The following is an 18450-nucleotide window of genomic DNA, read 5'->3' as shown; positions in this document are numbered from 1 at the left end:
GTGAAGGTGATCGTGCCGTCAGCAGCGCTTGCGCCGCTCGAAGCGAGTGCCATCGTGGCCAGGGTTGCAGCAGCAGCGAGGGTGGAGAGAAATGATTTCATGAACGTTTCCAGTAGAGAAATGAATGCGGGTTTGTAGACACTTACAGCGCTTAGGACTACTTCGTCCTGTCATGCTGAGCGCGCAGTGCGAGCCACCTGTTTTTTTCATCGTCTGGATTCGTGTGGGAGGCGATGAACCGGTTCGTCTGCGAGTGAATGAATATTAAGACCGGGTACCTCGGATGACCCTCGGAACTCTCTTAAAGAATTAGGACAAAATTGAGAGTTCCTAAGAGCGAAATGGTGCGTGTGGGTGGGATGGGCGCGGTCATGGACGCCTAAAAGCCCAAAGGCGTCCGCGATGCGGACGCCTTTGGGCTTTTAGATGGGTTCAGATGGGTGAGGGTTTTCGGGAGCGGTGGTTTGTGCAGGGACCGTTCCGGTTATGAGGCACCGCTTGCGGCGCGCAAAGTGAGATTACGCGTCTCGGGCGCCCAGGCCATCGATACGATCATGCCAATCAGCAGCACGGCGGCCAGCACCATCATTGTGTAATGGAACCCAATCTCCGCGATACCAACGGGCAAGAGGAACGTACCAATCGCCGAACCAAGCCGACTGCATGCAATGGCTAGCCCAACACCCGACGCGCGAACTTCTGTCGGAAAGCATTCTGGAGGGAAGACACCAACGAGATTGCTGAATGCCGACATGGTCAAGGTAAAGACAGCGAACGCAACAATCATGGCGAGCGTTGCGGACGATGGCAGCAAGCTCATGGTTACCAGCATTGCGCAAGTGACTGCGAACGATCCGATCAGGAAGTGTCGGCGCGGCAGCTTGATGGTCAGCCAAATTCCCAGCACAGCGCCAATCACCAGCACCGCATTCAGCAGCAGATCCGCACCGAAACCGTTGCTCAGGCCGATTACCTTCAGGATGCCGGGCAGGAAAGTGTAGATAGCGAAGTAGGGAATCACCAGGCACACGAAGAACCCGCAATTAAAGAGGGTCCTCCGGATCAGGTCGGCTTGAAACAGACGTGCATAACCCTGTTTCGTCGCGACACTGGCCATTGCATCTTCCGCGTCAAGCGTTACGCCTGGCCCGAAATGCTTAAGCACAATGTCATTCGCCTCCTTGAGGCGACCTTTGCCCAGCAGCCAACGGGGCGATTCCGGCGTGCCAATACGCAATACCAGCACAATAAGCGCTGGAAGACTTGCAGACGCGAGAAGCCAGCGCCAGGCGTCGGGTCCTGCATGTCCGTACGACATGCCGAGCACGTTCGCTACGACGTAACCGATAGTCCACACCACGCTGAAGGAACCCAGAAGCGCGCCACGATGCTTTCGCGGCGAAAACTCGGCGAGGATGGCATGCCCAACCGTGAAGTCGCCGCCCATGCCGAAGCCAATCAATACCCGCAACGCGAACAACTCCGTAGGTGAGGTAGCGAAGAATTGCAGGAACGCCGCTACTGTGATGATGACGAAGCTGCTAAGAAAGATGCGCTGGCGGCCCAATCGATCCGACAATCGGCCAAATACGAGGCTGCCGAGGAAAATTCCGATTAAAGCGGAACTGCCAATTGCACCCATCCAGAATGAATCGAGCGGCATCTGGCGGTTCATCGATGCGAGCGCGTATCCCACCGTGCCGAGCGCATAACCTTCGGTGAAGTGGGCGCCAAATGTCAGGCCTGCAATTTTTATGTGAAATCGGTTTAATGGAATGTCGTCGAGTAAAACCGGCTTCGGCGTCTGCGGCGCCGGCGCACGAACAGGCGTTGTGGCCGCATGAGGCGGCGGACTGATCGGGAATGCACTGCTTGACGTGTCCTGATGACTCACTGCGTCTCCTTACCCATATGTTCTTCGATTGCGCTAACGCCGGCTATGTGCGGGCGGCAGCGCTGCTTGCTGCGCACGGCCAGCATCTTTCGCCATTCAGCGACCAATGCCCATCAGGCCGCTGATCATCATGTATTTCATTTCCAGGTATTCATCGAGGCCATACTTCGATCCCTCGCGGCCAAGACCTGATTGCTTGACCCCGCCAAACGGCGCCACCTCCGTCGATATGATTCCTTCGTTGATACCTACCATGCCCGTCTCAAGCGCGTCAGCTACCCGCCACGCGCGCCCCAGGTCACGCGTATAGAAATAGGCGGCGAGTCCGAACGGGGTGCCGTTGGCAAGCGCGATCGCTTCGGCCTCAGTTTCGAAGCAAAAGCAGGCCGCCACCGGTCCGAACGTTTCTTCGTGCGCGATCGACATGGTGCGGTTCGCATGAGCGAGTACCGTTGGTTCGTAGAACGTCCCGCCCAACGCATGAGGATGCCCACCGATTAGTGCGGACGCGCCCTTGCTCAGTGCGTCTGCGACGTGATCGCCAACTTTCCTGAACGCGTCCTCGTTGATGAGCGGCCCCTGGTCGACCTCCTGCTGGAGCGCGTCCCCTACGCGAAGCTTGCTTACTGCGTCGGTCAAGCGCTGTGTGAATTCGGCATACACGCCCGCCTGCACGAAAAATCGATTCACGCATACACAGGTCTGGCCCGTGTTGCGAAACTTCGATGCCATCGCGCCTTGCACTGCAGCGTCGAGATCAGCGTCGTCGAACACAATGAACGGCGCGTTGCCACCAAGTTCCAGCGAGAGTTTCTTCAACGTGTCCGCGGATTGCGCGGCGAGCAGCTTGCCCACGCGCGTTGATCCGGTGAAAGACAACTTGCGCACCACGGGCGATGCGGTCAACGTCGCGCCAATCGCAACAGCATCTCCGGATACCACGTTGAACACGCCCGCCGGGATGCCCGCTTCTGCGGCCAGCACAGCGAGTGCCAACGCGCTCAACGGGGTTTCCTCGGAGGGCTTCAGCACCATCGTGCAACCAACCGCCAATGCAGGGCCGGCTTTGCGCGTGATCATGGCAAGCGGGAAGTTCCAGGGCGTGATGGCTGCGACCACGCCGACGGGCTCGCGCGTCACGATGATCTTCGAGCCGGGCTTCGGGCTGGGGATCACATCTCCGTAGCTGCGTTTCGCTTCTTCGGCGAACCATTCGAGGAAGCTTGCGGCATAGGCCACTTCGCCTTTTGCTTCCGCGAGCGGCTTGCCCTGCTCACGCGTCAGCAGTTCAGCGAGCGCATCGCGATGCTCAAGCATTAGTTCGCCCCAGCGCCTGACCCTCGCCCCACGCTCTTTGGCGGTGAGTGCGCGCCAACCGGGAAACGCGATCTCCGCAGCGTGAATGGCTTGGTGCGTTTCCTCTGCGCCGGCCTTCGCGACATCTGCGATCATTTCTCCCGTAGCCGGATTGCAGACGGCGTAAGTCTCGGCGCTTTTGTGCCAGGCGCCATTGATGTAATGCTCTTTGCGAAGCAGATTCATGCGGCGTCCTTCATCGGTTGAACAAAGTCACCTTGTGGCGCGCGAGATTCGCGCGCGGTACGACGCCCGGCCGTGTAGTCATTGATGACATCGCACGGCGTGTAATTGCGATCGAGTTCGTACAGTTCGTCCGCGTCCAGGCGGGAGCCGAGCGCGCTAAGCGCGCTATCGAACTGGGCAGGTGAATCCGCACCGACCAGCATGCTGGCGACGCCATCGCGCTGGAGCACCCACGCCTGCGCGATTTGCGCCGCGCTCACGCCACGCCGCTTCGCCACGCGCGCCACCGATGCCGCAATCTCCCGCGACGCTGCGTCGCCGTACATTTGCGACGTAAAGAAGTCGGTCTGGTTACGCGTGGACGCGGGGTCGCACGTCAGGAGACCGCGCGCCAGTGGGCTAAAGACGGACACGCCCAATCCCTGGTCGGCGCAATACGGCATCATTTCGCGCTCTTCCTCGCGGTATGCGAGATTCAACTGCAACTGCATGTTGACAGGCTTGTGCCAGCCATGCCGCTCGCAGGTCTGGACAATCTTCGCCAGTTGCCACGTGTACATGGTCGAAACCCCGATATAACGCGCCTTGCCCGAACGGACGATGTCATTGAGCGCACCCATCGTTTCCTCGACGGGCGTGGTGGTATCAAAGTAATGCAGCATGTAGATGTCGACATAGTCCATGCCCAGCCTCCGCAACGATGCATCGATGCCGTCAAGCACATGCTTGCGCGAATGACCGCCAGCGTTCTGATACGAGCCCATGTCATAGCCGACCTTGGTCGTCACCACGATTTCCTCACGCCGCGCAAGACGTCCGAGAATGCGGCCGACGACTTCTTCTCCGACGCCTGCCGAATAAAAATCCGCCAGGTCGATGAAGTTCACCCCCGCCTCCAGCGCGTGGCGGACGATGGGTTCACTTCTTTGTTCGTCAAAAATCCACGGCTTCCATTGCGGGGTGCCCATATTCATGGTGCCGAGACACAGGCGCGATACTTTCAGGCCTGACTGGCCCAGACGGACGAATTCCATTCTTTGGTTCTCCATGACGCATGGCGACGGTTGCCGAGTACGGCACCGGCGCGCTGATTTTTAGAGGGATGCCTGCGGCAAACTGGGGGTGTAGAAGGGATTCGATACTTCGCGCGCGGCGGCGAACACGTCTTCCTTCGACGGCAAGCCGAGCATGGCGGCTTTGATAGCGTTTTTCGCCGCGCGATAGTTGTTGCGAAAGACCGCGTCCAGATCGTCGGTAGACGGGTTCACCCAGTTGGCGGTTACCACCACCCAATCGTTTTCTGCTTCCGGTGGCAACGTTCCGTCTTCGAGCGATTCGGCGACGGCTTTCGCAATGCCCGCCTGCGATGCCCCCCAAGTTGCGTTGCCGTGAAATTCACCAGCTATAGGAGCCTTGTTGACATACAGCGTGAGCGGTTTGGTCGGCACGCCAGGTTGTGCAATAACGACAAAAGGCGCGTGGCCGGCCGAAGGCGTGGCAAGTGCGGTGGCGAACGCTTGGCCCGCCGGGCCGTTGCGCGGGCCGACGAGCACGTTGATGTGAGCGAGATTGACGCCCGGGCCTTCAAAGCCCTCGCCAATATGGAGGGTCCGGCCGGTTTGGGGTGTTGGCATGCTGGCTTCCGTTCATGGAGTGGATCGATGAACAGATTGTGCGAGCGCATGTCGATGAGGAGGAATCGACGATTCGTGCGCACCGGTATGAGCGCCGCTCAGATCAGGGAATGCCCTGAGGCAGGGGAATGCGACGGTTGCGACGATTGCGACGTCATCAGCTGACGGCCTTCAGGCCTGCTTGCGTTTATCGTTCGGAAGGCGGAATCGCACCGTAGCGATTGAAGAATGCACGATGCTCTTGCTCGTTCACGCCGGCCGGGTGTACGTCGGTCGAGGCCGGCCGGCGCTCGAGCATCGCTTTCGGCCGGATCGGGCGGAGCTGGAAGCCGCCGCCGCAATTGGGGCACACGTTACTGAGCCGGGACATTACGCAGGCTTCGCAGAACGTGCATTCGAAGCTGCAGATCATCGCGTCGCGCGCGTCCGGCGGCAGAGATTTTCCACAGCATTCACATGAGGGGCGCAAGGCAAGCATGATCGATATCTCCTTCTTGCATTTTAGGGTTGGAGTGCCCGCTTGCCTTGCCAATCTCCCCACGATTTACGTCAGCACGCCCCACATGACCAGCGTCAAAGCGAGCCCGACTACCGAGACGATGGTTTGCAGCACCGACCAGACATAGACGGTCTGCTTCAACTGCAAGCCGAAATACTCGCGGATCATCCAGAAACCGGCGTCGTTGACGTGGCAGAAGAACACCGAACCGGCGCCGATAGCCAGCGCCAGCAGCGAGTTGTGGGTCGCGCTCAAGCCCGCCACGACCGGGGCGATGATCCCCGCGGTGGTCGTGGTGGCAACGGTCGCCGAGCCGGTCGCCTGGCGCAAGGCCACTGCGATCAGCCAGGCCAGCAGGATCAGCGGCATGTGCGAGCCGATGGCGATCTTGCCGATCGTCGTGCTGATGCCGGCGACGACGAGCGTCTGCTTGAGACCGCCCCCCGCGCCGATGGTCAGCAGCAAAGCGCAGATCGGCGGCAGGCTTTTGCGCAGGATGCCGCTCACGCGCTCACGCGGCATGCCGCGCGACCAGCCCAGCGCAACGATCGCGAAAAGAACGGTGAGTCCCAGGGCGATAAGTGGCTCACCGAGAAAATTGAGGGTATCGAAGAGAAGGCTTTCGGGCTGAATCGCCAGTTTCGCCACCGTTCGGCCAAGCATCAGGATGACAGGCAGAAGAATGGTCAGCAGCGAAATGCCGAAGCTCGGCGCGTCGAGCGCTCCGTTCTCATCGACTTTCGATGAGAACAGCTTGCCCATCTCCTCCGGCTCCTCCACGTGCATGCGGCGCGACAGCCACATGCCGTAGACCGGCCCGGCGAGAATCACAGCGGGAATCGCGATGATAAAACCCAGCCCCATGGTGATCCCGAGGTCCGCGTGCAGCGCACTCACGGCGATCAGCGGACCCGGATGCGGTGGCAGCAGCGCGTGCAGCGTCGTCATCCCGGCAAGCGCGGGGATCGCGATACGCAGGATCGGCTGCTTCGAGCGGCGCGCCATCACGAAGATGATCGGCACCATCATGACGAGACCCACCTCGAAGAACAGCGGCAAGCCGATGATGATGGCCACCAGCGCCATCAGCCACGGCAACGTGCGCGGCGTGGAGTGATCGAGGATGGTGGAGACCAGCCGGTCGGCCGCGCCCGACTCCGCCATCAGCGCGCCGAGCATGGCCCCGAGCGCGATGATGATGCCGACATCCCCCAGGATTCCGCCCGCCCCTTTGCTGAACGCGCTCGCGACCGCTTCCAGCGGCAAGCTCGCCGTGAACCCCGCGACAAAAGTGCCGACGAGGATTGAGAGAAACGGCGCAAGTTTCAGCGCGCTGATGAAAACGATGATTGACGCCAGGCCGAGCGCGCAGGCGATGAGAAGACGCGTGTCGTGGGCGGACCACGCGGCGAGAGTCGAGGTCAGATGCACTGAAATGCCCTTGGCTAAGTGGAAGGGATGACTGGTTTGTCCGTTTGCTGGTTTGTCCGTTTGCTGGTTTGTCCGTTTGCTGGTTTGTCCGCGACGGCTGGTCATAGTAAGTCACGGGCATTGAAGTCGCAGGCATCGCACGGTCGCCGGATTTTACGAGTGGATACTTACAAAATACTTTGGATACTTTCAGACCGTAGGGGTTTGAAGGGGATTTTTAGGTGGTGCGGATCGCGTTTATTTGGAGGTAGTCGAATTGATCTCGTTCCTTGGCGGGTTCGGGCTGATGCAAGTTCGCGGTTTATGACTTCAACACGTTGATGGGATTGGGACTCACCGTGCTCCCGGTTCAATCATTTGTGCGATCTCTGCGTCCTGAAGTCCGTGCTTGATTAAAAGCTTCATCAGACTAGCGTCCAAGATAAGCCGGCGTTGGCTGAAGTCTATTATGTTGAATAATTATAATTAGTATAATTTTAAGTAAAAAGCAGCGGCTGTGCTCTGCTTCACGACCGCAGCGACTTGGCCAGAGAGATACGATTTCAACAAGCGGAGGTGCTCGATGGCGAATTTGCATGGTTTTGGGAAGGGTGCCAAACAGGCACTTGTAGATAAGGTTCAGGCTTGTACATCATTCGCGACATCTCAAACGTGACAGGACACCTAGAACTGCGCACACAAGGACGCCGCGCGGACCGACTGATCAAGCTTCGTCCCTGTCGACGAGGCTGGCACCTTCTCGCCCCTAGCAGCCTTCAAAAACCACCACGCGCAATGCCGACTTTATGCGCATAAAGCTCCGCCTCCTGGACGGATTTCCTGGCTCGCGCCCGACTCGCTGTCGCTTTTTGCTTAGCGATGCATCGACTCACTAGCGTACAGACCAAGCATCAAAAGTGAGACTCCAGCGTGAGAAACCAGCATCACACACGCAACCCCTTCGCGAAACGATCCGTAGCATTCAATGTGAGACAACGGCATCGCCGCGCTGTTGAGTTGCTCCAACGCGCCGGACTTTATGCGCATAAATCCCACAGAAAACCGGCCAAACAGCCAACTCGACGAGTTATCGCTACAAAAATTGAGTTTTCAATGTAAAATTCGAAAAGCTAAATTTGGGAGCAAAACGTGGCAGCTGAAATCATTGCGATCACGCAGCAGAAGGGCGGAGTGGGGAAAAGCACGATAGCAATGCATCTTGGCGCGGCGTTTCACGAGAAAGGAAAGCGAGTGCTCGTCGTTGACGCGGACGGGCAAAATACCCTGGTCCACTGGGCTAGCGCTGCGGCCGACGAGGCCAGCGGCATCCCTTTCCCTATCGTGAACCTGTCCGAAGCAGGGGCCCAGATTCATCGAGAGATCAAGAAATTCGTCAATGACTACGACATCATCGTCGTCGACTGCCCGCCCTCAATTACGGAAAAGGTATCGGGCGTCGTCCTTCTCGCTGCGACGGTTGCCATTGTCCCGACATCGTCGTCACCTGCCGACTACTGGTCCAGCGTGGGCCTCGTCAAACTCATTCAGCAAGCACAGGTCATGAATGAAGATCTGCGCGCGGTGTTTCTGCTCAACAAAACCGAGGAGAAACGCATGCTGACCCGCGAACTGAAGCGAGCGCTGGAAGAGTTGGGTTTCCCTTTGCTGAAAACCCAGATTCCAACTCGAGAGTGCTACAAGCAGGCGATGGCGTTAGGCCAGACCGTACTTCAGATGAGCGACCGCGGGGCGCGGCTGGCGGCCATTGAAATACGTGCGTGTGCAGACGAAGTTCTCGCCATGCTTCCCTGACTTTATGCGCATAAAGGATCCTAATGAAACCTACCCAGTTCGCAAAAGGCTTTAAAGCCCGGCCAGATACCACCAGCAGCGAAAAGCGCACCGCCCTTGATCGCATCAATGCAATCGACGAAATCGTCAATCAAGAGGCGGGGAATGATAAGCAAGTCACCGGTCGCTCCAGCGCCTACACCGAAGACGAGTTTCACGATGACCCAGCGGCGCAGGAATCGGAAAACTTCAAGGCGTGGCGCCGGAAAAACAGATACGTACAGGGCCAGGTCATTGAGTTGCCGCTTAAGGCCATCAAGCCGAGTCCCTTCAATCCCAGGCATTTTTATTTGAAGGCGTCCATCGCAGAATTGGCCGTCAATCTGGCGAAGCAGGGCCAGCAGCAAGCGATTCACGTAATTCCCGATCACGAAAACCCGGGTACTTTCTTTGTTAGCGACGGCGGCCGGCGAGTGCGGGCGTTGAAGGAAGCCAACAAGGAAACCGTTAAGGCGATTGTCATTGACCTTCCCATTGGCATCGAAAGCTACAAGCTGGGATACGACCTAAACGTACAACGGGACTCGCAAACTGTTTTCGATAACGCCATCGTCTGGAAGCGTTTCCTCGATGAAAAGCACTTTCAAAGCCAGCGGGAACTCGCCGATCACCTGGGCCTCGACGAATCCACGATCGCCGTTGCTTTGGCTATCGCGAAGCTACCCGAGAACGTGATGCATGAAATGGTCGCCCGGCCGGATCGATTTGGTTCAAACATGGGTTATCAGGTCTCACGCTTTCATACGGCGCGCGGCGCAGATGCCACGCTGCGGTTGATCAACAAAATTGCATCGGATGATCTGAGCACCCGCCAAGTCGCCGATATTGTGAAAGGCCGTGCAAGCGCACAAGAAACGCCGAAACCCGCAGGCCGTCAACGCTATGCGCAGCGGTTAGAAATCAAGATGGACGGGCTTGCAGTAGGCGATCTCAAGACTTACGGAGACGACAGGCTTGAGTTGCGCTTGCGTGGTTTGTCGAAAGACAAACGCGACGAAATTCTTCAACAGATAGAGAAGATGCTGCAGGCCGATACGGTAAAACGATGAAGCAACCGGAGCAGCGGCAGACGACAAAACGAATAGAGGGAGGAAGGCGGGGCAAGCACGCCTTCACCTGCTGTCCCTCCAACGTAGCCTACGCGGTACGGCTTTGATTCAGCGTGAATGCCAGCAGGTCGCCGTCGGTCGGCTCTCCCCATGTCTTGCGCGCAAGCCAGTCAAAAAACGAGGTTTCTCCCATTTTTGAATCGAGCCCCCGCTTGCGCCAGTCGTCGCGCATGTGGGTGCCGAGCTCCGGCAACACATCCTCCTCAAAGGTCTGACGGGCCAGTTCCCGTTCAGACTCACCTTGTTCCTCGTATAACGAGCGCGCTTCCTTCCGGCGAAACACGGAATATTCGCTCAGCAAGCGCGCCTTCAGGTCGTCCGCTGGCGCTCCGTTGGTTTTCGCTGGAGCCGCTACTGCCGGCAATGCTTCGACCTGGGGCGCATAACCCTTCTTCAAAGCATCCTTGAAAAGCGCCGCTGCACTTCGCACCGGGGGCAGAGACGTGCTTCGCATTCTCTGCTCGGTCATTTGCAACGCCGAACGAATCCGGTTTTCCTCGCTGTCCGCATAAAGCGTTTGCGCATCTTTCAGCGGAATCCCGATTTTCACCATGCGATCGACCAACGTACTGTCGAACACGTTCGGATGTTCATCGAGTGCGAGCATAGGCTGCTTGCGCTCAGTCACGCGAAACTGAATTTCAGCTACCCGCCTGCCTTCCCTGTGCTCGATCAATTCGACAAAGATGTTCGTAACGGCATTGACTTCCGCAATTGCCGGTCGAAGATAGTCGCGCTTGAAATATTTGTATTCGCGCTTGGCTTCGTCGCCCGCTTCGGTGTCAGGCGTTCCTGAGAGGATCGGCCGCCACCATTCCCAAGTCTCACGCATGGTGAGATGACTCGGATTCGTCAGATAGCGGACGCAGATTTCGTACAGCGCGAGGCCAGCACTGCTGCGGAGCTGACTTTGAAACTGCAGACTCAAGCGCGCGTATTGCACTGGGTCGAGCAGCTTTTTCTTGATCTTGGGGGCGAAGGAAAATTCGACCCACACGCGGCGCGTCGCAGGGTCTTCGAGAATTTCCGCGTCGGCGATCAACGTCGATATGCCCCACTTGCGCCCAGGCTTCAGGCTCGAGGTGCCTGTACTCCACTCAACCTGCACCGACACCATGCGGCGCAAATGCTCTTTCACCAGCGCGGTATCGTTGGAATCGAACGCCGCATTCGCAACAATGTCCGATAAAAGCGCGCGATAAGTATCCCCGGATTCATCCGCCTGCTGAGCGACAGCCAGCAGAACGTTGAATAACTTGCGAGTCAAAAGCGTGATCTTGCCGCTTTTTGGCTGGATAGCGATGGCTTCGACGGCTTTTCGCAGCTCAGCCGAACTCGGACTCACTATGTCGGTCTTCTTCGCGCGTTTGGTTGCCATGCTGGAGTCAAGAGAATTTTGGGAAAGCATACTCATGACGGTGAAGCTCGTCTACAGGTGCGCACTCACCCTGTATCGGTGAAGGGGATGCCACACGCAAAACTCACTGAGGTGCGCTCCTGAAAACACTCACCTTCACCGTCACGCCTCATCGCATTGATGCCCCGTGCCATGCGGGTAAACGGATTGAGCGCTTGCGGAAACGAATTGAGTCGCCTCGAACCTGGTCCCGTATTCCCTCACCTGAAATTTTTTTACGCGTCCCTGTGGTTTTTTTAAATTCCCCCGGAAGGCGAAAATTCATGAAAACGTGGAGAAATTGCGGTATTTGTCGAGTTATCAAAGCTTTAACTCTCGATAGCACGCTAGTTACCGTGCAATTACTCCCGCAAACACTCACCTTTCAGTCGCCGGGGAACCCTATTCCTCCGCGTTTAGGCCTAAAAATAGGCTATCGAGCGTCGCATCCAGGGTCCCGCATAACCTCACCTTTGGATTCCCCCATGATTGGCAAGATCGATACATGCCCCTCACCAGCCCCCGCAAACACTCACCTTTAAAGACACAAACGAAAGTTTTTGAGGATTTCCGCACTGCAGAAGCTTCCTCAGCACCCCAATCCGGTCAAAACGAGTCCCGTAAACGCTCACCTTTGACTCTTTTTCACATTAAGAAGATCGCTGCGCACAACGGAATAGCACTCCCGAAAAACCTCACCTTTGTCGAGATGCGAACCCATTCAATCCAGCTTAAGTCTTTTTAAATCATGTACTTAATATAATATTCGTTGATAAGGTATCTGCCGAGCAGGATATCCAAGCCTTAAGATCAAGCGCATGCGGTCCCGAAAAGTCTCACCTTTAACGCTCACCAAAGCTATCGATGTGGCTTTAGACGAACTGCAAACTACTCCCGAAAACCCTCACCTTCAGCCCGATTTTGCAGAAATACCCCTTAAAACCAGCAGCATCGTCGAAATTGGTCAGGTCCAACGACCGCCGCGTAACTCTCCCGTATTTCCTCACCGTCGCGGTTTGCGCGCCTCGCCGATCGGGGCTTCCGAGTGTTTACACCCGCATAGTCTCACCCTGGAATTGGCTTGACCCCTGGAAAGCCTCACCTATAGGTAATAGTTACCTATTTTTAATTGAAATAGGCGTGTTTTCTTTATCCTGCAAACGCTCACTGCAGAAATTGGCCTGCCGGCGTGTGCTGTACCGCCACATATGGTCTATAGCCGACGCGGCCCCTGTATTTCCTCACCTTCCCAAAACACCCGCTTCCCGAACTCGCTCACGTTCGCTCCCGTGACTCCTCACGCTAGTCCCCGAACCTATACACCGATCGCCCCCGTGTTCTCTCACCTTCTATCCCGCAGACCCTCACCGACATGCTCGGAAAGCCTTATCTGGTAAGGCTTTGCCGTGGCGTTAACGTCTTTAACTAGGTTTCAAAGGTGTTTACTTCTAATACTCTCAAGCAGCGGAGAGATCCAAGAGAGAGAACCGTGAAACAAAAACTCCGTGGAACATCTGCAGAAACGGTCAAGCTGAAAAAAGATGCTAGTAATCAACGGCTTGACGGATTAACCTCGACATGTTTCACGGATGCCACTGCGATGTATGTGTGATATAGACGATTGAGGTGAAAAGAGAGTACGCACAAGCACCGGTCTGTCCGTCCAACCAAAATTTGTAGCGTTTGATACGTAAAGTATTATTATACGAACGAATTTTATTTGGAGTTCCTATGAACGACGCAGAACGTCTTACCCTGCGGACTGAGCTTGCGACGATGCGAACCAGCGGTGCGCGTCGACAAGAGCTATCGCAACACGCCTGCAAGCGGCTCTTCTTCGATTTCGGCATTCGCCCGTCAACGGCTACCGTCAGAGATCTCACCCAAACCGGTAGTGCGAGCGATATTCCGAAGGATATCGACGCATTCTGGACTCGGATCAGATCCGCGTCCCAGGTTCGTATCGAAAGCGGAGCGATTCCAGAAGGACTGCAAGAACGAGCCGGCGAATTGCTCGGGCAGCTTTTCCTGGAAGCGCAGGAATTTGCGATTCGATCGCTCGAAGGTGAGCGCCATGCTGCAAAAGATGACGTAGATGCTGCATTAAGCCGGCTTCGCGATGCAGAAGTACGTTGTGCGACGGTCGACGAGGCGCTTCGTCGCAGCGAGGCACGCGCCGATACTGCATTAGCACGCAATTGCGCACTCGAGGTCGAATTGGCATCGCTTCGTGGCCGCGAACTGGAGGCACAAAGCGGTTTGCAGGCGTCGACTCATCGGTTGGAACGGGAACATGCTGCGTTGACTCAACGGCTCGAAACCGAGCAAACGGCTAACGCCGTGCTGCGCGATCGTCTGGACGCATTGAACGGTGAACTGCGACACAACACCGAGCACTATGCGCAACAGATCAAGGATGCGATCAGCGAGGCTGAGCGGCGAGTGAAGCCGATGCTAGTGGAACTTGATTCTCTGCGCGGCATGGCGGCGACTTATCAGGCCGGCGTGCGTCAAGCAAGCCAGAAGGAATTCGATTTTATTCAACAACTTAGCATCGCCAAGGCACGCACGGATCGGCTGGAGTTGCGAATTCGTGAGCAATCGGACGAGATCGACGCGCTGGCCTTCGAACGTGACGCGTTGCTCGGACAATGCGGAATGAGCGAAAACGTCGCGCGGCTGATCTGCACGATGGTCGAGGAAGGACGGCTGTCAGTGCAGGAAATGCAGGCGTTGGGAACGGACATCGATGGTTTTGTCGCAGTGCCGCCCAGCTGTCCCACTTGCGTCACCGGTGAGCCTGAACTTGCGCAGCGCGATGATGAGTTCGAGTTGTCCTGTCCGGATTGCGATCGGTCATCGGGTACTGCGTCGTCGCGGTTGCTCGCGGTCGCCCGATTTCACTCCCCCGAGATCGCCGACACCCCCAGTGAACAGACGGAGAGGTGAGCTTTTTCGGGAGCCGGCCGCTATTCGAATTTGTGGCTTTCTTCGCGGGCGCTTTCTTGCGCCTGCGCTAAATCCCGCTCCCGTATTTCCTCACCTATCCAGTTTTGCCATGCTCGATACAGCCGATGCGCCGAGATTTGTTGCTGGAAACCTAGCCATTGCCCGACGCGCTCGGGCGCCGTACCACTTTCGAACAAATCGGCTGCGAAGGTATTGCGCAAGGTTTGCGGACTGGCCCGTGCCGTTCGTGAATCGGCAATGCCGGCGGCTTCGATTACGCCATCGATCGCGCGCAGCATGGTGGCCTTGTGCATCGGACGCCCCGATGGCGTAGAAGGGAACAGCAGATTGCCGAGTAAAAGTGCCGTTTTGCGCTCGCTGATCCACTGGTCGAGTAACGCGATCGCAAATGGTGCGAGCCGGGTTTCTCGATTTACTGCGGAGTTTGCAGCCTCGACCACAAGCCATGGCTGATTCCATGAATAGTTACTAACGGTCAGCGCCGCTGCCTCACCCGTTTTTACCCCGCCTCCCAAAAACGCACCGACCAGCGCACGATCGCGGCGCTCTCGCCAACGCTGCCCAGTCGGCAAACCGCCGAGTGGAGAGAAGAGATACTTGATCAGGGCCGCTCGTTCACCGTGGGCGAGAAATCCCGTTGGCTCGTTTTCGCGTGCATCTCGCCATGGCGCCTCGCCGTCTTGGGCAATGAAGCGAGCTGGGTTTGTCGATGCCATTTCAATCTCGCGCACATGGTCGAGTACGCGTTCGATAAGGCGCAGATAGCGAACGCGCTGTGGTTTTCGAATCTCCAATTGGGTGACGAACTGTTCGATGGCAAGTCGGTCAACCGTTCGGAGATCGCTTCGTTTAACGATCAGCCAGTCGAGGAAGAGTCCCCATTGCGCTCTGTAGACGTCTGCGGAAGACGCTTTGAACGCTTGATGCGCCATCCAGGAGTCGAATGCGCTACGTGGATCGGCGTACCAATTGGCCCGCCCGTGATCGAAAATCTCGTGAGTTTCCGCGGGAGCAGTCATTGGCCCAATAATCCGTTAGTTGTAAACGTGTATGCAGTAGATTACGCGAAAGCTGACGGCGACGTCTACGGCCGGATCTTATCGATCCATTTGAGTACCTCGGTTAATGGACGGCTTTGCGACACATCGTGATTTCATAGCGATTCAGTTCTTATCTAAGTGCTGTTGCAGGCTGAAAGTCGCATTTCCAGGCGCTTCTGGTGCGATCTTAAATGACGGCGTATTGGCCAGCGCCAGCAATAAGAAGAAATGGCAGATGGCATTCTGTCTTGCCCGGCGCATGACATGCGATGCAACGCTAACGCGCTCCAGCCTGATTAAGAGCTTGAATCACGGCTGAAAAAGTAACCGCCGCCGGTTTCCCGGCGGCTTCGCTCGATTTCCCGCGAGCACGAGTCCATATCTCAATGCGCAACGGCGACTGCCAGTTCAGGGTGTCCAGCGCGAGCAGCGCGATCGTAGGCATCGACGGCAAATACAAACACTGGCGGTAAGGCATTCGATGCCCCGAAATCGACGAGATCATCGGTTTCGGGAAAAGCCATGTCGTCCGGGCGCGCAAACAGCGCGCGGAGTGCCGACTCATGTCGCCCTGCAAAACCGAGATCCGCGAGCGCTTCCGCCTCAATGGCGAGCAGCAACCGCCAAGTCAAAGGCACACCTTGCACGATGTAGCGCTCGGCTATATCGCGCGTGATCCGCTCAAGGTCACGCACCGTGCGTGCGAATTCGGGGGTGTCCATACGATCGTCGTCGAAGTCCATTGTCTTCTCCTCCATTCAGCCATTGCGCCAAGATGTGTACTGTACAAACATACAGTGTTTATCGCAATGTTCCTCTAGCGTCGCCCTGAGCGCTCCGCGCGTATGTGCGATTCCGCCTACGTGGGAATCAGACGTGTGCGGCTGGTCTGCGGCGTTCGAAATCGCCATTCTGATTACACGTTCAGGGCGCTTTCCCTGACATGACGCCGCGAATCCCAACTGGCTGGGATTTCGCGCCTCGATACGAAAGGAGATCAAGATGAACAAGGATCAGAAAGACGGTGTGGTGAATCAAGCGAAGGGCAAAGTCAACGAGGCGGTTGGCAAGGTAACCGGCAACAAGACCCAGGAAGCAAAGGGTGATATGCAGCAGGCAGCCGGAAAGGTGCAAAAAGGCGTCGGCGATGCACGCGAAGACGTAAAGGACTCGCTCAAAAAACGTTGATTAGTCAGTTGATCGATCACGCGGGGCGGCTGAGCGGAGTTGGCTACACGCCGCACTAGCAATAGCCTTTAAAGATGATTAGCCGTTCCAAAGCGATTTGGAACGGCTTTTTACGTTTACTTCATCGCGAGGATCGTTGCTTATGCCGGGGCTGACCGGTTATCGACAGGCGCCCTGCTGGTCTCCTCATTGACTTGACGCGCAGTCGGAAAACTTTATGCGCATCAAGTTCCAGATACCGCAGGCGCTTGCCGCGCCAAGTCCATGAGGTTCGGATTGCACTCACTCGAAAAGACCAGCTTTTGCTTTTCATCCTCATACATTCGGCGGCCTATTTATCGCAGCACGCTACATATCGACAAGAAGATAGGGCCCAGCATCAAGCCATTAAAAAGCCTGAAGACGTCAGCTGAATTTCAAACCCGCACGCGATTTGAATTCCTGAGATCTCGTTCTCCAATTTCACACCAATGCACATAGTGTTCATGTAAAGTTCTGCTCGAACTTCATATAAAAGGCGTGGTCGGCGAGACCGCGACGGCAGAACGCACAGGTTTGAGCCGAATGAAAACGTCAGCAACTGTCTCAAAAAAGATCCGTATCCCGCTCACGCTGGCGGCCCTGATCGCATCAGGTGCGGCATCGAATGTCTCGGCAGCCGAGGTTTGCAATGACGGCTTGTGGGCGGACGCGATGATCGGTTCATATCACGTCCATCCGAAAAAACACTTTGATCAATTCAACCCGGGCGTTGGCGTTGAGTGCTGGATCGCACCGCAATGGGCGCTGGCAGGTGGTTACTTCAGAAACTCGCTTACGGCGCCGTCGTTTTATGGCGGCGGTGTCTGGGCGCCCGAATTCGCGCATTGGGGTTACATCCGACTGGCCGCAATGGGCGGATTGATATCGGGATATGACTACGGAAAGTGGGGTATCGGCCACGATCACAAACTGGGTCCGGTCCTGGCGCCGCTCATCATGGCAGAGTACGGTCGTATTGCCGCGAACATCATCCTGATTCCGCCGATCCCCTCTAGCGACTTGCCTTTCACGCTGGGTTTTCAACTGCGAGTCAAATTTTGGTGACGTCGCCGGACGGGCGTCCAGACTCTGGTTCGCGCCTCGCTTGAGATCGCACAGTAAAGGCGAATCGGAGACGGGAAGGTGTGGTCATCTCTAGGGTCTCGAGCGTCGCAAGGTATTCCAAGACTCCGCTGATCCCGACCTGCCGACGTTCACCGCTTCGCCGCCCATATCTTGATTCCTCTCTGATATGGACTCCAGACTAAAAACCTGTACTTCAAAAGGCGTCAACCTCGTTGGCTGACCGCGCTTCAGGCTGGCTCCCGTATCAGCTCACCTAAGACAAAACCGCTTCGAGACATCATGTCCGAAAACGGCTTGCCAGAAGTGTCGCTCTTACAGCATGTATCGTTATCGGTGAGCCTTTCCGGGAGCCATCATGAACTCAGAACCTCAAGCGGGGATCACCCCGAATCGAATTTGATTCGAAACATTCGCGTCCCGACCGTCCTAGTCTTATCTTTTCGAATCTTCCCACCCGCCTGTCATCAACGATCGGTCAGCGCCATCGCTTTGGTGGCTCGCTTTGATTGGTACGCGCCGATCGTATCCGCTCACTTCGATCCTTCCTGAGAAAGTCATGCAAACGTCGAAAATTCGACTCTGTGCGCTCATAGTCGCGTCGATACTTCCCGGACTGTTGCTGTCCGCCTGCGGTACTTTGGATTCCCCAAGTCAATCGGCGTGCGGTGGCGGGTCCGTATCGGCCAAGATGAGCTGTCCTCCGCCCGCTTCGCCTGCTTCGTCATCCTGAACGTTTAGATGGAATTGACATAGTCTCTCGAAATCGGTTGTCGTACTTGATCCCAACTCCAAGCCAGTCAAAGGGCTATT

General features: G+C 56.6%; 14 protein-coding genes. 5 read left to right on the top strand and 9 right to left on the bottom strand.

All coding sequences use genetic code 11. The features are described 5' to 3' along the window. Positions 1 to 484: 484 nt before the first annotated feature. From BSU04_RS23735 to BSU04_RS23710, 6 genes are all read right to left on the bottom strand, one after another. A complete protein-coding gene (locus BSU04_RS23735) occupies positions 485 to 1894 on the bottom strand; it encodes an MFS transporter (protein WP_089162867.1) in 1410 nt (469 codons plus the stop codon). A gap of 96 nt (positions 1895 to 1990) precedes the next feature. After that, positions 1991 to 3436: an NAD-dependent succinate-semialdehyde dehydrogenase gene (locus BSU04_RS23730; RefSeq protein WP_089162866.1), complete on the bottom strand. Its 1446-nt coding sequence runs from the start codon at positions 3434 to 3436 to the stop codon at positions 1991 to 1993. After that, positions 3433 to 4470 (bottom strand): aldo/keto reductase, encoded by a 1038-nt coding sequence (locus BSU04_RS23725; protein WP_089162865.1) that lies wholly within the window; start codon positions 4468 to 4470, stop codon positions 3433 to 3435. Before BSU04_RS23725 ends, BSU04_RS23730 begins: the two co-directional genes overlap by 4 nt. Before the next feature lie 60 nt (positions 4471 to 4530). Continuing rightward, positions 4531 to 5070, bottom strand: coding sequence for a formaldehyde-activating enzyme (gene fae / locus BSU04_RS23720; RefSeq protein ID WP_089162864.1), 540 nt, complete (start codon positions 5068 to 5070; stop codon positions 4531 to 4533). Positions 5071 to 5257: 187 nt separating this feature from the next. Then, positions 5258 to 5548: a DUF1272 domain-containing protein gene (locus tag BSU04_RS23715; RefSeq protein ID WP_089162863.1), complete on the bottom strand. Its 291-nt coding sequence runs from the start codon at positions 5546 to 5548 to the stop codon at positions 5258 to 5260. Between the two features lie 66 nt (positions 5549 to 5614). Next, positions 5615 to 7000 (bottom strand): GntT/GntP/DsdX family permease, encoded by a 1386-nt coding sequence (locus tag BSU04_RS23710; RefSeq protein WP_089162862.1) that lies wholly within the window; start codon positions 6998 to 7000, stop codon positions 5615 to 5617. A 1128-nt stretch (positions 7001 to 8128) separates the two neighbouring features. Here BSU04_RS23710 and parA point away from each other — a divergent pair. Both parA and BSU04_RS23700 read left to right on the top strand, forming a co-directional pair. Next, a complete protein-coding gene (gene parA / locus BSU04_RS23705) occupies positions 8129 to 8791 on the top strand; it encodes a ParA family partition ATPase (RefSeq protein ID WP_062085299.1) in 663 nt (220 codons plus the stop codon). Between the two features lie 23 nt (positions 8792 to 8814). After that, positions 8815 to 9879, top strand: coding sequence for a ParB/RepB/Spo0J family partition protein (locus tag BSU04_RS23700; RefSeq protein WP_089162861.1), 1065 nt, complete (start codon positions 8815 to 8817; stop codon positions 9877 to 9879). An 88-nt stretch (positions 9880 to 9967) separates the two neighbouring features. On the opposite strand, the gene BSU04_RS23695 is transcribed toward BSU04_RS23700, so the two are convergent. Then, complete coding sequence (locus BSU04_RS23695) at positions 9968 to 11317, bottom strand: replication initiation protein (protein ID WP_089162860.1); 1350 nt, start codon at positions 11315 to 11317, stop codon at positions 9968 to 9970. Positions 11318 to 13066: 1749 nt separating this feature from the next. Between BSU04_RS23695 and BSU04_RS23690 the strand changes: the two genes are divergently transcribed. Continuing rightward, entirely contained in the window at positions 13067 to 14284 is a 1218-nt protein-coding gene (locus tag BSU04_RS23690) for a DNA-binding protein (RefSeq protein WP_089162859.1), read from the top strand. A gap of 20 nt (positions 14285 to 14304) precedes the next feature. Here BSU04_RS23690 and BSU04_RS23685 read toward each other — a convergent pair whose 3' ends face one another. Then, on the bottom strand, positions 14305 to 15324 hold the full coding sequence (locus BSU04_RS23685; protein ID WP_089162858.1) for a tyrosine-type recombinase/integrase: 1020 nt from the start codon (positions 15322 to 15324) through the stop codon (positions 14305 to 14307). Positions 15325 to 15728: 404 nt separating this feature from the next. Further along, positions 15729 to 16088, bottom strand: a complete 360-nt coding sequence (locus tag BSU04_RS23680; protein ID WP_089162857.1) for a DUF2471 family protein — start codon at positions 16086 to 16088, stop codon at positions 15729 to 15731. A gap of 259 nt (positions 16089 to 16347) precedes the next feature. Between BSU04_RS23680 and BSU04_RS23675 the strand changes: the two genes are divergently transcribed. Together BSU04_RS23675 and BSU04_RS23670 are read left to right on the top strand one after the other, a co-directional pair. Next, a complete protein-coding gene (locus BSU04_RS23675; protein WP_089162856.1) occupies positions 16348 to 16533 on the top strand; it encodes a CsbD family protein in 186 nt (61 codons plus the stop codon). A 564-nt stretch (positions 16534 to 17097) separates the two neighbouring features. After that, positions 17098 to 17619 carry a hypothetical protein gene (locus BSU04_RS23670; RefSeq protein ID WP_089162882.1) on the top strand — a complete coding sequence of 174 codons (522 nt, stop codon included), beginning with the start codon at positions 17098 to 17100 and terminating at the stop codon, positions 17617 to 17619. Positions 17620 to 18450 lie beyond the last annotated feature (831 nt).

The sequence above is a fragment of the Caballeronia sordidicola genome (assembly GCF_002220365.1).
Taxonomy (GTDB): Bacteria; Pseudomonadota; Gammaproteobacteria; order Burkholderiales; family Burkholderiaceae; genus Caballeronia; species Caballeronia sordidicola_C.
The sequence above is the reverse complement of the archived record's forward strand: the minus strand, read 5'-3'. Positions and strand labels throughout refer to the sequence as shown.

Excerpts from the sequence above, each read along its gene's own strand:
- BSU04_RS23730 (WP_089162866.1), bottom strand. The coding sequence starts at position 3,436 with ATGAATCTGCTTCGCAAAGAGCATTACATCAATGGCGCCTGGCACAAA.
- BSU04_RS23725 (WP_089162865.1), bottom strand. The coding sequence starts at position 4,470 with ATGGAATTCGTCCGTCTGGGCCAGTCAGGCCTGAAAGTATCGCGCCTG.
- fae (WP_089162864.1), bottom strand. The coding sequence starts at position 5,070 with ATGCCAACACCCCAAACCGGCCGGACCCTCCATATTGGCGAGGGCTTT.
- BSU04_RS23715 (WP_089162863.1), bottom strand. The coding sequence starts at position 5,548 with ATGCTTGCCTTGCGCCCCTCATGTGAATGCTGTGGAAAATCTCTGCCG.
- BSU04_RS23700 (WP_089162861.1), top strand. The coding sequence starts at position 8,815 with ATGAAACCTACCCAGTTCGCAAAAGGCTTTAAAGCCCGGCCAGATACC.
- BSU04_RS23695 (WP_089162860.1), bottom strand. The coding sequence starts at position 11,317 with ATGGCAACCAAACGCGCGAAGAAGACCGACATAGTGAGTCCGAGTTCG.
- BSU04_RS23690 (WP_089162859.1), top strand. The coding sequence starts at position 13,067 with ATGAACGACGCAGAACGTCTTACCCTGCGGACTGAGCTTGCGACGATG.
- BSU04_RS23685 (WP_089162858.1), bottom strand. The coding sequence starts at position 15,324 with ATGACTGCTCCCGCGGAAACTCACGAGATTTTCGATCACGGGCGGGCC.
- BSU04_RS23680 (WP_089162857.1), bottom strand. The coding sequence starts at position 16,088 with ATGGACTTCGACGACGATCGTATGGACACCCCCGAATTCGCACGCACG.
- BSU04_RS23675 (WP_089162856.1), top strand. The coding sequence starts at position 16,348 with ATGAACAAGGATCAGAAAGACGGTGTGGTGAATCAAGCGAAGGGCAAA.
- BSU04_RS23670 (WP_089162882.1), top strand. The coding sequence starts at position 17,098 with ATGAAAACGTCAGCAACTGTCTCAAAAAAGATCCGTATCCCGCTCACG.